14 protein-coding genes are annotated in these 15988 nt (G+C 45.4%); 2 read left to right on the forward strand and 12 right to left on the reverse strand.

The window, feature by feature from the left end; translation table 11 throughout:
- Nucleotides 1-23: 23 nt before the first annotated feature.
- The 3 genes from MKX68_RS03270 to MKX68_RS03280 form a co-directional block, all read right to left on the reverse strand.
- Entirely contained in the window at nucleotides 24-800 is a 777-nt protein-coding gene (locus MKX68_RS03270) for a (2Fe-2S)-binding protein (RefSeq protein WP_340909092.1), read from the reverse strand.
- A 1-nt stretch (nucleotide 801) separates the two neighbouring features.
- Complete coding sequence (locus MKX68_RS03275) at nucleotides 802-1842, reverse strand: ABC transporter substrate-binding protein (protein ID WP_340909095.1); 1041 nt, start codon at nucleotides 1840-1842, stop codon at nucleotides 802-804.
- Nucleotides 1843-1979: 137 nt separating this feature from the next.
- Nucleotides 1980-2273 (reverse strand): hypothetical protein, encoded by a 294-nt coding sequence (locus MKX68_RS03280; protein ID WP_340909098.1) that lies wholly within the window; start codon nucleotides 2271-2273, stop codon nucleotides 1980-1982.
- Nucleotides 2274-2437: 164 nt separating this feature from the next.
- Here MKX68_RS03280 and MKX68_RS03285 point away from each other — a divergent pair, with 164 nt between their 5' ends.
- Nucleotides 2438-2806, forward strand: coding sequence for a hypothetical protein (locus tag MKX68_RS03285; RefSeq protein WP_340909099.1), 369 nt, complete (start codon nucleotides 2438-2440; stop codon nucleotides 2804-2806).
- Nucleotides 2807-2848: 42 nt separating this feature from the next.
- On the opposite strand, the gene MKX68_RS03290 is transcribed toward MKX68_RS03285, so the two are convergent.
- The 3 genes from MKX68_RS03290 to MKX68_RS03300 form a co-directional block, all read right to left on the reverse strand.
- Nucleotides 2849-3433, reverse strand: coding sequence for a chloramphenicol phosphotransferase CPT family protein (locus MKX68_RS03290; protein ID WP_340915259.1), 585 nt, complete (start codon nucleotides 3431-3433; stop codon nucleotides 2849-2851).
- A gap of 46 nt (nucleotides 3434-3479) precedes the next feature.
- Entirely contained in the window at nucleotides 3480-3830 is a 351-nt protein-coding gene (locus tag MKX68_RS03295) for a hypothetical protein (protein ID WP_340915261.1), read from the reverse strand.
- Nucleotides 3831-3914: 84 nt separating this feature from the next.
- The gene (locus tag MKX68_RS03300) at nucleotides 3915-4478 is read right to left on the reverse strand and encodes a histidine phosphatase family protein (protein WP_340909102.1); all 564 of its coding nucleotides are present in this window, start codon (nucleotides 4476-4478) and stop codon (nucleotides 3915-3917) included.
- 238 nt (nucleotides 4479-4716) lie between these two features.
- On the opposite strand from MKX68_RS03300, the gene MKX68_RS03305 reads away from it, so the two are divergent.
- Nucleotides 4717-5322 (forward strand): hypothetical protein, encoded by a 606-nt coding sequence (locus MKX68_RS03305; protein WP_340909104.1) that lies wholly within the window; start codon nucleotides 4717-4719, stop codon nucleotides 5320-5322.
- Between the two features lie 50 nt (nucleotides 5323-5372).
- Here MKX68_RS03305 and MKX68_RS03310 read toward each other — a convergent pair whose 3' ends face one another.
- The 6 genes from MKX68_RS03310 to MKX68_RS03335 form a co-directional block, all read right to left on the reverse strand.
- Entirely contained in the window at nucleotides 5373-5852 is a 480-nt protein-coding gene (locus MKX68_RS03310; protein ID WP_340909106.1) for a hypothetical protein, read from the reverse strand.
- Between the two features lie 115 nt (nucleotides 5853-5967).
- Nucleotides 5968-6612: a DUF3885 domain-containing protein gene (locus MKX68_RS03315; protein WP_340909108.1), complete on the reverse strand. Its 645-nt coding sequence runs from the start codon at nucleotides 6610-6612 to the stop codon at nucleotides 5968-5970.
- 153 nt (nucleotides 6613-6765) lie between these two features.
- Nucleotides 6766-8808, reverse strand: a complete 2043-nt coding sequence (locus MKX68_RS03320) for a B12-binding domain-containing radical SAM protein (RefSeq protein WP_340909111.1) — start codon at nucleotides 8806-8808, stop codon at nucleotides 6766-6768.
- A 1069-nt stretch (nucleotides 8809-9877) separates the two neighbouring features.
- The gene (gene recQ, locus MKX68_RS03325; protein ID WP_340909113.1) at nucleotides 9878-11758 is read right to left on the reverse strand and encodes a DNA helicase RecQ; all 1881 of its coding nucleotides are present in this window, start codon (nucleotides 11756-11758) and stop codon (nucleotides 9878-9880) included.
- A gap of 346 nt (nucleotides 11759-12104) precedes the next feature.
- A complete protein-coding gene (locus MKX68_RS03330; protein WP_340909115.1) occupies nucleotides 12105-14165 on the reverse strand; it encodes an ABC transporter ATP-binding protein in 2061 nt (686 codons plus the stop codon).
- Nucleotides 14158-15978 carry an ABC transporter ATP-binding protein gene (locus tag MKX68_RS03335; RefSeq protein ID WP_340909117.1) on the reverse strand — a complete coding sequence of 607 codons (1821 nt, stop codon included), beginning with the start codon at nucleotides 15976-15978 and terminating at the stop codon, nucleotides 14158-14160. The genes MKX68_RS03330 and MKX68_RS03335 overlap by 8 nt, the downstream gene beginning before the upstream one ends.
- Nucleotides 15979-15988 lie beyond the last annotated feature (10 nt).

The following is a 15988-nucleotide window of genomic DNA, read 5'->3' on the forward strand; positions in this document are numbered from 1 at the left end:
CAAAGGTAAAGTTGTTGCTGTTGTCATTTTAGTTGAGATTCTTTCTCATTGTCAATTTTCGGACATTTGAGACAATATTCACCTGACATCTGGTAATAAAAACAGCAGGTGATCCGCTCACTTTTGGCAACATGCACATTGTCCTTACAATCGGTGAAGCGGGTTAACGGATTCTTCCTCTCACCAAACACTTCCCCGGATGCCACCTGCGTCAGATATGAAAAGTCCTCTTGAATGATCTTACTTTCCTGCTCTGTCTCGGCTTCATCAGGAGCGAATAGTCTGCCAATCCGTACCATGATATTCTCCCAGAGAATGCTCATCGAAAGAGGTGCAATCGCAGCAAGTGTCTTTAACAACGGTGTCAGCTGTACTGCAAACATCTCCTGGACTGCCTTTTCCCGCCATACGCTCCTGTCTCCAGTGAGTTCTTCAGCCTGTAGCCCGTTCACCGCCAGAAAAGGAAATCGTGTCCCCTCTTCATATTCTTCGAGCTTCGGATGATAGAGAAAGCTGTTCTCCAGCTGAAAGGTTACATACTGATGATGAAACGTCATCGCGGTCACGAGCGGAGTCGTCCATAGAAAGCCAAGCCGCTTGGCTAACATGGAGGCTGCGACTTTCATGTCAGGCGCATCGATATAGTTCTGAAACCAGCGGATATACTCTCGACACGCCTCTACGTCATGCAACTCACTCAAAGCAATGGTACGGACACTATGTTCAGGCGGCTCACCAAGCAAAATCGAATGATCCTCTACCGTCTCTTTCCATAAGTCTGTCGAGAGATATGGGTTCATATTAGTTCGATCCGAGCAGGGCTTCCGATGCCTGATCTACAATCAGATTAATCGCAAGAGGTCCGTAGTATGCAATCCACAGTGTTGAGTTTACGTCATACGTGCGGTTATTTTTCACAGCATCAAGGGACTTCCACACGGGATTAGTCAACATAGCCTCTGCTTCTGCCGCAAACAGCTCATCCGACAGTACAAAATAACGATCTGCCCCGATCTCAGGCACTTTTTCCATCGAGATTTCTACGGAACCATCTTCATTAATCTCCTGTACCAAAGCAGGCATCTTCAGCCCCAAGTCATTGTACATAATACCGCCGATGCGATGCTCAATACCGTGAACACGAATTCCTTCTTTTCGTGGACGAATGATCGCCACTGTTTCATCGCCCAGCTTCTCTGACAATTTTGTCTTCAGCCCGGCAATTTTGTCTTCATACGCTGTGCGCACTTTCTCTGCCTCGTCCTGCTTGTCTGTAACTTGGGCAACCGTAGCTAACGTATCACGCCAGTCTTCGTAGAAATCGAGTACGAGGGTAGGTGCAATTTTGCTTACACTCTCATACTGTTTCTCCTGGAAGTCGGTCATGATGATCAGATCCGGGTCGAGTGCAACAATCGCTTCCAGGTTCGGCTCGTCCCGTGTACCCAGAACTTCTACGCCATTCGGCTGGTCTCCTAAATATTCTGGAAAATCCGTATTACCCCCAGCGATAACACTACCTGCCGGCTTCTCGCCAACGGCTAACATTTGATCCAGAAACTTAACATCCAGCACTGCAATTTTCTTTGGTTTTTCGTTTAGAGTGATGTCTCCCTTCATACCCTTTATCGTTACGGGAAAAGCTCCGTCCGTCTGCGTTTCCGCATTCGCAGGTGTCTCCGCTGGCGTTGCCGCAGATTGCTTACCGCTATCTGTACCTGTTGCGGCACCGCAAGCCGTCAGGACTAGAATAAGGGCCATCATCAAGCCCATAAATAATCGTGATTTGTGAGCAGTATAGGCCTTCTTACCAGCCGCTTGCCCCTTTGTTCCTTGTTTCATTTGTGAATCCCCCTTATGTATAATACTGATAATGATTTTCATTATCGAAACATAAAGAGAGTATATACGATCTCCGTATCGTGTTACCATGTACTTTTGCGACATTTCAGCCGGACTAATGCGACATCGCGAATCACTTATCCGCCTTTTAATGTTTCAGTAATATAGGCTTGTAGTCGGTAGATGTTCGAAAGAAGCTCTTCTTCCTCCGGCGTATTTCCATACTCCCCTAGCCAGCGCGGTGTACGGATATGCCACTCATCTGTCAGGAATTGCTGTTCATCCCGGTACGCTATAATGTGCTCCAAGAAATACTCCAAAGAGCCGAAAGATTGTTTACCAGTATCGTTGATGATGGATTGTGTTTTTTCAATGATTACCTGTAACATGTGTTGAATATGATCTTCTGGATTCATAGCGTTAATTTCCATCAATTACTCCCCCCTATCTCTACAAAAAATAAATTAGTATATTATTTAAATGAGCCTAATATTTCTAAACATCGAATTCTGTTCTGATTAAATACAATAAATCGATGCCCAATGAGTATTGAGACATCGATTCATATCATCTAATTATGAGGTGAAACCTGAGTATGCGACCAAAAATGAAGTATAGCTTTATTGTTAGCGCAGTTATTATTGTCGTTGTTCCTATTATCATTGGATTGTATATGTTGAACAAGATTGTCGATCCTGACGAGACAATGGTTACGAGAACTGAAGTTTCTCCTGAGCTTATTACGGTAAAAGGTGGATTTGCAGACAGTATTAGCAGATATCACGGCTACTACCTCTCACATCATAACAATTCACTTTTCATTCAGATTAAAGGCAGTAAACTTCCTATCGGTGGTAGTAAAGACTTCACAATTTCATTTTCTAATACTTATGGGAATGTTGATGAAATCTACTTATTAGGTCCTGGCAGCAACTCTAAGAAAAAGATTTGGCCGAATCCCTAACTTTCATTGGAATGGATATCATATGATCTGACACAATCAGCTTCAGCCTCTTCTGCTTAACTTCTTAAATGCCGAGTATTCCTGATGGGACTTCATATAACTTAATATCTTATCCGCACATGCAACTGAGCTAAGCTCTTCCGTATTCACTTCCAGATCATATTCATCATAGGAGTAGATGTAGTCGAACTGGGAATGGGCAAGTCCAATCTCACGATCTCCCCTGCTCTGCTCTCTTCTGGTGAGTTCTTCTTTTGAGCAATGCACACCTACAAACAATATCGGATAATCCGAAAGCAAATTATAAAAATCGTTAAACCACTTGTCATTGCTGATGACCGTATCCACGATGACATTCAAACCCATTTCCGAAAACAGTTTAATGGTTGCACAGTACATCGAATTGATCGGGTCGAACAGGATATCTGTCATCACATGGTGCTCTACTTCTCTTGTTGGTTTCATATCTGGATATGTATTGTCGATAAACTGATCATAATTATGTAGAAATTGATCTACAGATAGATGATGAAACGGAACATCTCCCTGATTTTTCATTTCCATCGCAATGCTCGTCTTCCCCGAACTTGACGTTCCGTTCAAAAATATAATGAGTCCTCGTTCCATATTGATCACCCTTATCATTAAAATTGGAAAACACTGTACAGCCGAATTACCACTCTCTCCATTCTTCCGTAATATCTTCATCCTCCTGGATGTCTAATCCAGCCAGTCTAGCCGCCTTGTCGATAAAATCAGCCAATTCTTCACGTTCCATCGTTTCAATGAAATAATCATTGGCCTCATTCATTTCATTAAAAGCAACCACCACTTCTTCTACAGCCTTTATTATCTGCTCGGAATCTTTCTTTTCTTGTAATGCAATTAATTGGTTTATAAAGTGATCCAAAGCTTTATCAGACATGAGTAATCTCTCTTCTGTAAAAAGCTCATCTCCGCCTTCAATCATTCTTTCGTTCCATAATTGGGTTGGTTTCTCATGAACTAAGTTATGTAATGTCATTGGAATCTTCCCTTCCATATTTCCATAATCAAAGATATCTATATTCTAGCTGTATCCACGAATGCGTACAAGTGTTCTTATATATCATTTCCAGAGCCTTGTCACATTCTCCAACTCCATCTCGTTGAATTCTAATTGATAGATGTCCGGTTTCTTGGTTTGGTTCATAAAATCCAATCCGTAACTCGAATCAAAGTAATTCATCATCAACGTCATTACATGTCCGTGTGTGCCAATCGCCACTTTTTTACCCTTGTACTCTTCTAAAATCTGTTTCAACACGCACACTGCTCTATTCTGGCAAACCGTGTTCGACTCCCCTCCTGGCAATGCATAATCCGGGTCATCAAACATCTTCTTCGAAGCAGGCTCGAACTCTTCATCCGCAATCATATCATCTGAAAAATGTCTTTCCCGCAGATCCTCCATGATCTGAATATCTAATTCTAACGCTGCTGCAGCACCCTCTAAGGTCAGAATAGCCCTGGCATAAGGACTTGAGACAATGGAATGTATTCCTTCATTCGTTAATATTTCCGTTATTCGTTCTGCATTCATCTTGCCCTCCCGGGTAAGCCCCCTCGTTCTTTCCGTTCCTTCCGTATACGGTGACTCGGCATGCCTTACCATATAAACGATGGTCTTCATAGGACCCTCCTTGAGTTTCTTCTATTAAAATTTATGATCAAGCATTAGGTCCTTCAACTTATTTTGTCTTTCCGTTCCAAAAATCAATTACATAGTGCCATCTTATTTTAGATACTGAATTAATTCAGGATTGATAATTTGCTAGACATTTTAATTTACAATAATTTTCAGATATGTGTATAGTAGAAATGAAGCAAAATTCTTGCAAGGAACTCAAATTCAATGAGAGGATGAGATCATGTCTTTTTTCAAAAATAAAATTGTACTATCCTCTGTATTGATATTCCTAGCTGTCTCCATTGGTACATTAGCATATATGAATGGTCAATCGAAACAAGGGGAGCCCATTCATAAAGTCGTCAACCTTTCGGCCAACTCTTTAATATTTCATGAAATAGATAAGCTGGATGCGTTCGCTGATCTGATCGTTATTGGTTATGCCACAGCAGATTTTAGAGATCGAGAGCATGTTATTACTGCATTTGATGATGGGACCATGCAATCCTTTCACACCAATACAAATATTAAGATTGAAAAGATATTGAAGAAACCCGAAGATTTCCCTTCAAATCAGAACGAATTGAAGATCATTGAACCCGTCAGCCTCGAAGGAGATGTCAAATATACAGTTGATGACTATGTAGAACTACAGAAGGGTGATAAAAGTGTGCTTTTCTTGATGAAAAACACCTTTGGTGATTATGGATTAATCAACTATAACCTAGGCAAATTCAGCCTTGAAGGGATAACTCAATATAGTTTACCTCAATCCTCCACTGCACAAGCGTTATCAGAATACGAAACTTTCCGTGACTCCGTTATGGAGAAGTACCATTTGAATTAAGGTTTTCATCAAACAACCGTGAACTTTGCGGGCATAGCTGCCCCTTCAATCTATTGCACTTTTTTATCAAGGCTTACGTCAAATGATGAAGTTATCGATTTTTGTCTAAAATCATTGGGTATCACTTTAATCTCCACGTTTAAATGTATAGATTCAGGCAGATTCATTTCAGTTATATTCTCATAACCAATGAAGTAATAATGCTTCTCGTCTAGTTCTATCAAACCGCCACCTGTTGAGCCAGAAGTTGAAATCAAATGTCCGTCATGATAAAGCTCACAAGCAATATTATATTCCGTTAAACTAAACCCTTTCACTTCATATCCAACCTTGATTTGATTTCCCGTGTAATCAGCATTTCGTAAACTAATCGCACCACCATCGACCATTTGGGTCTGAATTGCAATATTTGCCTCGGGCATCTCTGGTTTCTTTAATAAATATCCTACTTTTAGGTACCATATAGCTCCTAATACAACTACAGCAAGTACAATCATAGCAATGATAAACTTCTTTTCTTTTTTATCCATAATCCTTACTCCTTACATCTGAACACTCTTGAAGTTCTTTCCAAACCTGTGTTTCAAATAATACATTATCCCTGCGCGATCAACATCAGAAAATTGTCTTGGATCATCCACCCCATTATCCTATAAATATATTGTTAATTCTGTCTCTATCATAATCTAAAATCCAATCGTTATATTCTGTATAGATATCCGTTAGTGCTTGTCTTGATGCTGAAATAACATCGCAACCTCTATCATCATAGATATGAAATATCGTTTTCTTACTTATATTAATGAAATACACCCTATGATATATCTTTGGCTTAATTCCAACATCATGATTACATATAGCTTTGATTAACTGAGTATATTTCAAATCCTCAACTCTACATTTAGTCCAGTATCTATACATGTTGTTTCTTGTGTCTTGGATGTCATCTGGTTCACAATCCAAACCTGGAAATATCTCAAGGCTCAAGGCTCTAATCGGCCCTTTCTTCTTGATATATTTTCTGTACAGGTTCAATTTTTTCACTTTGTGTTTAGGCTTATCTGCAAAATAAGCTTGAGTTATTAATAGGACTTCATCTTCTTGATCATGAAGAGCCTTAAATAGTTCAAGTGATCGATGATAAACTTGTTCCATGTAATGCTCCGTATTCATTCCAAACATCAGCGGATTGCCAAGTTCGAATCGTATTGCAACATCCCAATTATAAAAAAGAGGTGGCTCTAAGGTCAGGTTTGGAAAATGCTCTGCCAGATACGTCTTCAGATCCATTCTGTGGCCTCCGTGTCTTCTAGTTTTTTTTACAGTACCTTAATATGAGAGCTTTGCTGTTGTAAAAAAAAGCGCCCCGACCTCATCGTCGTGGCGCTTCCTCTTGCTACATGGCACCAATTAGCCCATGCAGCTTATCTCAAGCCGCTGCACCTACATGGCAGCGGCTTCTTCTCCCAGCGGCAGCGTGTAATACTGCGCCTGCTGCCCTTCATGCTGCTGGTACACAACGACCAGCAGCGTCCGGCCTTTCGCGGCAAGCGGGCTGGCGCCAGCAAGCACACGCTCAAGCCGGAACGGAAGCACATCCAATACGGTGTGCTTCTGCAGTTCCTTTTCGCCGAGACCAAGGTCGGCGAAAGCACGGGCACCCATGACCGTCTGTGCGGTCATGGCCGAGGTCATCGGCAACGCACGCGAAGCGTTGCCGTCCACCATGTCCGCCGCTCCATCCGCGGCGGACCCTGCAGCGTCGCCCGAAGTGAGCGACGCTGCATCCCCGGCTTCGCTGCCGATCACACCCGCCGCATCTGCGGCAGAGTCTTCTCCGGCAGCAGCCGAACTTGCCACAGCGGCACTCGGACCTGTGCCGCTGCTTTCGAGCCATGCCGTGCCTGCGGCACCGGCAACACGTGGCAGACGAACGTCTTCCGGACGTTCAGCCAACGTTTTCATATAACCCGCCCACTGATCTTTCTGAAGCGGATCTTCCCACCAGATTTTGCGTGGTTTGTATTTGTGCCCAAGGAAATAATCCAGCTTCATCAGGCCGAGCACGATGTCCATATGCGGCGTGTTCCGCGACTCCAGGAAGCTGTGCAGACGAGTGAACAGATCCTCCAGTTGGTGACCAATCTTCTGCCACCCCTGACCTTCCCAGTAATCCCCAAACGCCTGGAAGAAATCAAACGGCGAGTTGAACTCCTGCTCCATCAGATACTTCAGCGTATGGTCCATCCGGTGTGCGTTCCAGTATTTCTCCAACACATCCTCCAGCCGCTTCAGGCGCACGATGTCGCTGAACGGGAGCACATCACTGCCCAGAATCTCATATGGCGCGTGATCCATATACGTATAGTTATACTTCTCCGCATCCAGACGCAGACCCGTACCACGCAGCATTTTGAGGAATCCGAGTTGAAGTTCTTCCGGCCCCAGTGCAAATACATCGTTAAACGTCTTGCGGAACGTATTGTAATCTTCCTCCGGCAGTCCGGCGATGAGATCCAGATGCTGATCGATTTTGCCACTAGCTTTGACCTTGTTGACCGTACGGCTCAGCTTGGTAAAGTTCTGACGGCGTTTCACCAGTTCATTTGTCGGATCGTTCGTAGACTGAACCCCGATCTCGAACCGGAATGTGCCCGGCGGCGCATTCTCTGCCAGATAGTCCAGTACCTCGGGACGCATAATATCCGCCGTGATTTCAAACTGAAACACCGTCCCCTGATGATTCTCAATCAAGAATTTGAACATTTCGAGCGCATAATCCCGCTTGATGTTAAACGTCCGGTCCACAAACTTGATCAGCTTCGCGCCCTTCTCGATCAGGTACAGAATGTCCGACTTTGTCCGCTCAATATCGTAATACCGCACGCCGACCTCAATACTGGACAGACAGAACTGACAACTGAACGGACAGCCCCGACTGGTCTCAAAATAAACAACCCGTTTCCCAAGCTCCGGAATATCCTCTTCAAATCGATGCGGTGACGGCAGATCGTTCAGATCCGCTTTCGGGCGTCCTGGCATGAGAATGACCTCTTCCCCTTTGCGATACGCCAGTCCATAGACAAAGTGGAACTTCTTACTTCCTTCCAGCTCCGTCAAAAGCTGATGCAGCGTCTCTTCCCCTTCACCCATCACGATGAAATCAACATTGGGAATCCGGTTCATCCAATATTCCGTGTCGTAGGACACTTCCGGCCCGCCCAGCAGAATTTTCACGTTCGGCATAACCTTTTTCAGATTATCAATGACCTTAATCGTCTCTTCGATGTTCCAGATGTAACAAGAGAAACCAATCACGTCCGCACCGCGCTGGTACAGATCAGATACAATATTCATCACCGGATCCTTGATCGTATACTCCGCCAGGTCAATATCAAAATCCTTCTCACTGTATGCCTTCAGACACCGCAAGGCCAAGGAGGTATGGATGTACTTTGCATTTAATGTAGAAAGAATAACCTTCATGGTTCACAACCTTTGCCTGGACACCCAGACCATATTTTTTTGGTAAAAAGAAAGCTGCACAGCCATCCTTCCCCGGATGCTGTTCATCTAACCCTTTTGAACTAGCCATTCCATGTCTCATGGACATATCCAACTTTTGTCTTTCAAAGAGTGGACACTCTTTTCAAAAAGACATACACACCTCGCCAAACGAAAAACACAACATATAGTTTGAACAATACATAATAAAACTACATATTGTATACGATGCGGTTATCCATTTCTAACGCCAATGTCCACCTTTTGAAAGACAATTCACCATCTTTTGTCCGCATCCCAGAGACACAAAAATCAAATTCAAACTCAACTTCACCTGTTAAAGACCTCAATCGTGTTCCATCCACAATTCGTTATCCCCATAATACTGCCTTGAGCCTTTAATCTCGAACCTCTACTGGACACTTCACCCATATCATGGAGAAGCCATCGAATTCTTCTTGAGCGTGTCTTCAAACTCAGGCAAGAGATACGTTGAAAGGATTCCCAAGGTCCACCCCCTATCCCAGCAACTGTAGCTTTAAACTCGGCCAAAAGATCGATCATTCCTTGCACCGGAGAAGATGGAACTGTCCAACGGATTGTGGAACAAAAGGATTGCACGGAGCAGGAAGATGCTGTGAATGAGAACACAGGCTTGCTAATCCTGGCGAATTGTCCAGACGATTTTCTAAGGAACCGAGGACGACTTATTTGGCCATCCGGTCCTCCTTTTATTTTGTAAGGAACATCAGACACGTTATTGACCAAAATCACCTGACAAACCTGCAGTAAACGGCTGTTTATCCTAATATAGCGAGTTTCAGATTCCTTAGATTGCTGTGGGCGCTTCAAATCCCTGAATAAGACGTCACAGGTTCGTTAGCACTTCCGCTCCATGTTCCGCCCCTGACACTCAATTGTGCTTCGGCTTTCGGCAGATTTCAAGATACCCTCTAGATACATATCTATCATCTTTTCATACATTGAGCTTTAAGCACATGAACTTCAAAGATTGGAAAGTGAAATTTAACAATTTATACTCATTTCACACTCACTCATACTCGTAAAACGCATCATCATCCGTATCCACTTCTTCGCCCGATTGCTTCTGGAAAAACTCCAGGAACGGCAGTCCATACTTGCGGTACTTGACCTCACCGACCCCTTTGATATCCAGCATGTCACGTTCTGTCTGTGGACATACCACACTCATCTCACGCAGGGTCGCATCATTGAAGATAATGTACGATGGCACATGCTCTTTCGCCGCCAAGTCGCGCCGGATCAGACGAAGTTGTTCAAATACCGTCTCATTAACCGCAGATGGCATCGCATCGCGTCCGCGACGTCCGCCATAATTTGTACCCGAAGCCGTTGCCGCTGTTTTGCGGACGACACGCTGCATCACTTCACGCTGGCCTTTGAGCACTTCCACTGCTAGTGGTTGTAAACGTACCACCGGATACTGTCCCTCGGACAACATCAGGTATCCTTCGGATACCATCACGTTGATGATCTCCGATATCTCGCGCTCTGTCCGATTGCCCATCACGCCGTAGGTTGGCAGAGAGTTGAAGCCATAATCGAGCACTTTTTTGGCACGGGAGCCTTTGAGCACCGAAGCAACCAGCGATACACCATACCGTTCACGCATGCGGTGAATGCAGCTAAAGATTTTCTGCGCATCAATCGTCATGTCTACCAGCTCGCGGTCGTCCGTACAGGAACTGCAAATACCGCAAGATGTATCGTCATGCACCTCACCAAAATAATCGAGCTGCGCACTGCGCAGACAACGCGTTGTGTAACAGTAATCCACCATCTGTTGCAGCTTCCGGTAATCGTTCTGTTTGCGGTCGCCCTCCATCGGATTCTGCTCAATCAGGAACTTCTGGGTGATAATGTCCTGTGCCCCGAATAACAGAATACACTGGCTTGGCTCTCCGTCCCGGCCCGCACGTCCGGCTTCCTGTACATATGCCTCCATGTTCTTCGGCATGCTGTTATGAATGACGTAACGCACGTTCGATTTATCAATCCCCATCCCGAACGCATTGGTCGCCACCATCACTCGGATATCATCGTACAAAAAAGCTTCCTGGCTCTGGGCCCGTTCATCGTCTGTCATGCCGGCATGATAACGTCCTGCGGGCAATCCCGCCTGCAACAAACGCTGATGCAGATCGTCCACGTCCTTACGGGTCGCGGCGTATACAATCCCTGGCTCGCTGGCATGCTCGCGCGCATAATTCAGGACAAAGTCCTTCTTGCTCTCGCCGCGCAGCACGCTAAACGCCAGATTATCCCGCCCCAGTCCGGTCACATACGTCTGCGGGTCCTGCAAACGCAGCAGCCGCAGAATATCGCCCATGACCTCTGGCGTCGCTGTCGCCGTAAAGGCCGCAACCACCGGCCGCTCCGGCAAACTGTCCACAAACGGCGCTACCGCCAGGTAGCTTGTCCGAAAATCATGCCCCCACTGTGACACACAGTGAGCCTCATCAACAGCAACGCACGAGATCGGCAAATAGCCCATCTCCTCGCGGAACCAATCCAGCTCCAGTCGCTCAGGCGCGACATAGAGCAACTTCAGCTCACCGCGCTGCGCCGCGCGGATGCGATCATTCACTTCTTTGCCGCTAAGTGTACTATTAATATACGCGGCAGCAATTCCGGCGGTCGTCAACGCATCGACCTGGTCCTTCATCAATGAGATCAACGGGGAGACAACAAGTGTCAGACCCGAATATAACAGGGCGGGGATCTGATAACAGATGGACTTACCGCCCCCGGTTGGCATAATACCCAACGTATCTTCACGTTCGAGTAGACTGGCTACAATCTTTTTCTGTCCCTCACGGAAGTCGGGGTAGCCATAATATTTTTGCAGGAGACCCTGCGCTTCTTCTAATGTAGGTGTTTGCACACTCATGTAAAGACTCCTTACTTATCACCGGTGTTTCTCCACCAGCTTGGTCCGATCCGATTCTGACATCCGAAAGCGGCTCATATCCCGCATCCTTGACAACAAAATGGCGTTCTCATGACTTGTCCGTCAAGCAAACGCCGCTCCCTTTAGTTTAACGGCCCAGCCCCGAATGAGCAACCGCGTTTTACTGTAAAACGTTTGAACCTTCTTCATGAAAATAAAAACAACCGTCCTGCCCTAGTTGGACAAAACGATTGCTGTAAACTTTTGTTCACGAACCACTCTCATATCAAGCTTGTGTCCCCGTGCCTATTCATCTGGTGAACCTACCACACCTTATAACTTCACTTTAATCTTTTAACGACTCTACCTCAGACTCCGGCAAGCCACTGGCCTTTGCAATAACAGAAACTTCGATCCCTAATGAGAGCATGTTTTTCGCAATTTCTATAGCCTTCTTTTGTTCGCCTTTTGCATTCATGCGATAATACAATCCTTTCCGGTCCATCAACTGTTCATGCGTTCCATCCTCGGCAATTCGGCCATGCTCCATCACAAAGATACGAGAGCACTGACGGGCAACCTCCATGCGATGTGTGACGAGCAATCCTATTCTGCCTTTCATAAAGTTCAACAAGTGATTCATCACCTTCTGTTCTGTCTGAATATCCAGTGATGACGTTGGTTCGTCCAGAATATACAGATCCGATGACCTCATAAAGAGTCTAGCAAGCGACAGTCGCTGCTGTTGGCCTCCAGATAAATTGGCCCCCTTCTCTTGCAACATTGCTGCGTATTGTCCTTCCTGTGCCTCAATGTATTCATGCAAACCTGCCTGCCCTGCCGCAAGCTTTACCTTGTCCAATGTAACGTCTGAACCCAGACGGATATTGTCTTCAATACTTCCTGTGAAAAAAGTTGGTGTCTGCGGCATATACGTCAGTCTGGACTGGTCATCCATCTCTACATACTCTGCAACATGTTTATCATCCAGCAATATGCTTCCGTGTGTTGGCTCGATCAGCCCTGCACACACTTGGCACAGTGTAGATTTGCCAGCACCGCTGGCGCCAACTACCGCAACCAGTTCACCAGGAACTAGATTAAGCGTAATGTGATCCAAAATCTTCCGACCACTGTCTTCATCGGTTACTGTTACCTGTTGAAGACGTAGCATAGCAACTTCGTACTCTTTATGTGCCCCTTTTTGTGTATTCCCTTGATCTTGGTTACACATTCCCTGTGCAAGCTCCTCGTGCTTCGTATTAGATGCGTCTGTCTTCTTGTTCTCCGCCAATTTCAACCATGCAGAGATACGTCCAAATGCACCCACGCTGGCTTGCATCTGACTCCACTGGCTGGACAAGCCGAGTACTGGCCACACCACCAGTTCAAACAGCAGACTACTTGCAACAACCATGCCCGGAGACAAAGTCCCCCTAGCCGCTGACAAAGCAATAAGGAACAACGCTGCCAATTGAGCCAGACCAAACACCGCCATCGCCACGTTATCCGACATACTCAGGGTCATCTGTAACTTGGCCTGAACACGATTCAGTGATTGCTGTTGTGTTCGAAAACGAGCGAGAAACCACGGTGAAGCATTATACATCCGAATCACCGGTATCCCTTCAACATACTGTTGGATCTGTTCTTGGGACTCGCCTTCCCTGGATTCGACCTCATCGGACAGATGTACAATTCGCTGATCATACAACCTCGCCGTGAACCAGATTGCCCCTGCACTTACCAAGGCAATAACCGCAACCCATGCATCTGCTCTGTACAAGTAACCCAGCGATAAAGCAATGATGAATACAACCGTAACACCCTCTGCAATAGCCTCCACAACTTCTGCACCATGCTTGGTGTCTTCTTTGAGGCGAAGCATCACATCTCCGGACTTCTGTCTGCGCACCCAGGAATAAGGCATCCGGTTTAACAGTTTCAACAGATCCATGGACATATCCCGTTGCATCGATTCCTTGAGCCATACCAGCACATAACGATGCATCGCGAGTAATACAATAAATCCTGCCAGAATGGCGATAAAGATCATTGCGGTGGCATTAAGCTGTTCCTGTCCCCCATCATGAATGGCATCCACGAAGAATCCCTGTACAAAGGCAAGTCCCCAATCAAAGACCGCATCTGCTGCGATAAAAATGAGCAAGATCGCTACAGCTAATCCATAAGGTTTCATCCAGCGAAAAATAACGGGCCATACCGTTGCCAATGATACAGCTTGCTTTGGGTCATCTGGAACATCACTTTTGTTCATCTGATGATGAGCTTCTATTTCAGACTTTTCATTTTCATTTATTTCATTTTCATATGCTCCACTTTTCTCATGACTGCTCTTCATTTCAACGTCATCGGTATATGCTGCATCTTCGATCTTGTTACTCATGCTGTTCCTCCACTTCCGTATCCTGCTCCGCAATATAACTTCGATATCCGTTTGCACGATCCAGCAATTCACGATGAGTCCCCGTATCTTCGACGCGTCCCTTCTGAATATAGATGACCTGATCTGCCCGTTCGATCAGCGATAATCGATGAGTAACTGCAATAACCGTTGTACCTTTGTCAGCAGTGATTCGGGCAAAGAGATCATTCAATCGTTGCTCATGCCACGGGTCTTGAGATGACGTCGGTTCATCCAACAATAAAATATCCGGGTTCCTCAGCATCGCTCTGGCTAAACTAATACGCTGAAGCTCACCACCCGACATCGTCCCGCCTTGCGGCTGAAGCTCTGTCCCATAGCCGAGCGATTGACGCATAATCGCTTCATGTGCATGCGTCATATGGGCCGCAACCCCTACTTGATCGGCAGATACCCCCTCTTGTCCAAAAACAATATTCTCTTCCACTGAACCTGTGAAAATAAAGGCTTGTTGCGGAACATACACCTGATTAACATGCGCTGGCTGAACTTCATGCATATCCTTCAGTGAATTCTTCTGATCTATGACCTTAATCGAACCAGTAACCGGTGTATCTAATCCAGCTATTAATTTCAATAACGTGGTTTTCCCGCACCCACTTGGCCCCGTGATCACAGTAAGCTTTCCTTTCTTGGCCTCAAAAGAGATATCTGTTAACACTTCTTCTTGCTCCGCATACCTGTAAGACACATGCTGCACGTTGATGCCAGCTGGTTTAGATTGCTTTTCAAGCTGCCCTAAATGCGTATCGGACTGTACATATGTATTTGTACTGGGATTAGCAACCGTGTTCTTTTTCTCCAAATCCAACACTTCAAAGATTCTGGACGCATGAGAAGCCGAACCAATAAAATTATTCCACAGCCCAGATAACGACTCAATCGGACGAGTTAACTGACTGCTTGCTACCAGGAAAGCTGCCAGTCCGCCTACATCCATATGTCCATTCAGGACCTGCATGCCGCCTAGATAGAGAATCAGAATTATGCCACCATACGTCGAGACCCGTCCGGCTGCTTCCGAAAGTCGTTGTAACACAGATACAGACATTGTATGTCTGAACACTTGATCCATTCGATCTTTAAAATGATGGTGTACATAACCCGCGAGTCCGTAACTTCGGATCTCAACTGGGGCTTGGATGATTTCAGTTAGTATCTCATCTCTTGACGCTGCGCTGGCATTCAACTGATCATGCCGTCTTTGTAGACGTTTACCAAGTCCTACCGTTACAAGAGGATAGATCAATGTGAATGCAATGATAGCTAACGACAGCGGCAAGTTCACCCAGCTGAAGTAAGCAAAGGCAAGAATCAGCTGAATGATATTTTTGGCGAGTTCAATGCCATGTTGGTTGATCCCCTTCTGTGCTTCCTTGGCTGAAGTCCAGATCCTGGAGGTTAGGTCACCCGTATGATAATGTGCCAGATCCCGTGTCTCTGTATTACCAAGGGAGGAGAGCAGTAGAGACTGCACAGACATTAATGTTTTTTGCTGGAATAACGTCTCGACCCTCGTCATGAATGCGGTTACAATCAATCGTAATACGACAATGCTAACGCCTATGATCAAACCTGAGTAAAGTAATGAAAACTGTGCTTCAGTCGCGCCTTTGACCAGTCTTCGGATCGATTCCAAATAACCGACCTCAATCAGGGAGACCATACATGCGGCGAAAAGTAACAGAATGATGAACATACGGTACTTGCCCGTTAATGTCCATAATCGAGTTAACATGCCTAACGTTGTATAAGTTCTTTTGTCAGCAAACATGGATGGTTTC

The organism is Paenibacillus sp. FSL M8-0212, from assembly GCF_038004645.1.
GTDB lineage: Bacteria > Bacillota > Bacilli > Paenibacillales > Paenibacillaceae > Paenibacillus.

Excerpts from the sequence above, each read along its gene's own strand:
- MKX68_RS03275 (WP_340909095.1), bottom strand. The coding sequence starts at position 1,842 with ATGAAACAAGGAACAAAGGGGCAAGCGGCTGGTAAGAAGGCCTATACT.
- MKX68_RS03280 (WP_340909098.1), bottom strand. The coding sequence starts at position 2,273 with ATGGAAATTAACGCTATGAATCCAGAAGATCATATTCAACACATGTTA.
- MKX68_RS03320 (WP_340909111.1), bottom strand. The coding sequence starts at position 8,808 with ATGAAGGTTATTCTTTCTACATTAAATGCAAAGTACATCCATACCTCC.
- MKX68_RS03330 (WP_340909115.1), bottom strand. The coding sequence starts at position 14,165 with ATGAGTAACAAGATCGAAGATGCAGCATATACCGATGACGTTGAAATG.
- MKX68_RS03310 (WP_340909106.1), bottom strand. The coding sequence starts at position 5,852 with ATGGATAAAAAAGAAAAGAAGTTTATCATTGCTATGATTGTACTTGCT.
- MKX68_RS03315 (WP_340909108.1), bottom strand. The coding sequence starts at position 6,612 with ATGGATCTGAAGACGTATCTGGCAGAGCATTTTCCAAACCTGACCTTA.
- MKX68_RS03270 (WP_340909092.1), bottom strand. The coding sequence starts at position 800 with ATGAACCCATATCTCTCGACAGACTTATGGAAAGAGACGGTAGAGGAT.
- MKX68_RS03305 (WP_340909104.1), top strand. The coding sequence starts at position 4,717 with ATGTCTTTTTTCAAAAATAAAATTGTACTATCCTCTGTATTGATATTC.
- MKX68_RS03300 (WP_340909102.1), bottom strand. The coding sequence starts at position 4,478 with ATGAAGACCATCGTTTATATGGTAAGGCATGCCGAGTCACCGTATACG.
- MKX68_RS03290 (WP_340915259.1), bottom strand. The coding sequence starts at position 3,433 with ATGGAACGAGGACTCATTATATTTTTGAACGGAACGTCAAGTTCGGGG.
- MKX68_RS03285 (WP_340909099.1), top strand. The coding sequence starts at position 2,438 with ATGCGACCAAAAATGAAGTATAGCTTTATTGTTAGCGCAGTTATTATT.
- MKX68_RS03295 (WP_340915261.1), bottom strand. The coding sequence starts at position 3,830 with ATGACATTACATAACTTAGTTCATGAGAAACCAACCCAATTATGGAAC.
- MKX68_RS03335 (WP_340909117.1), bottom strand. The coding sequence starts at position 15,978 with ATGTTTGCTGACAAAAGAACTTATACAACGTTAGGCATGTTAACTCGA.
- recQ (WP_340909113.1), bottom strand. The coding sequence starts at position 11,758 with ATGAGTGTGCAAACACCTACATTAGAAGAAGCGCAGGGTCTCCTGCAA.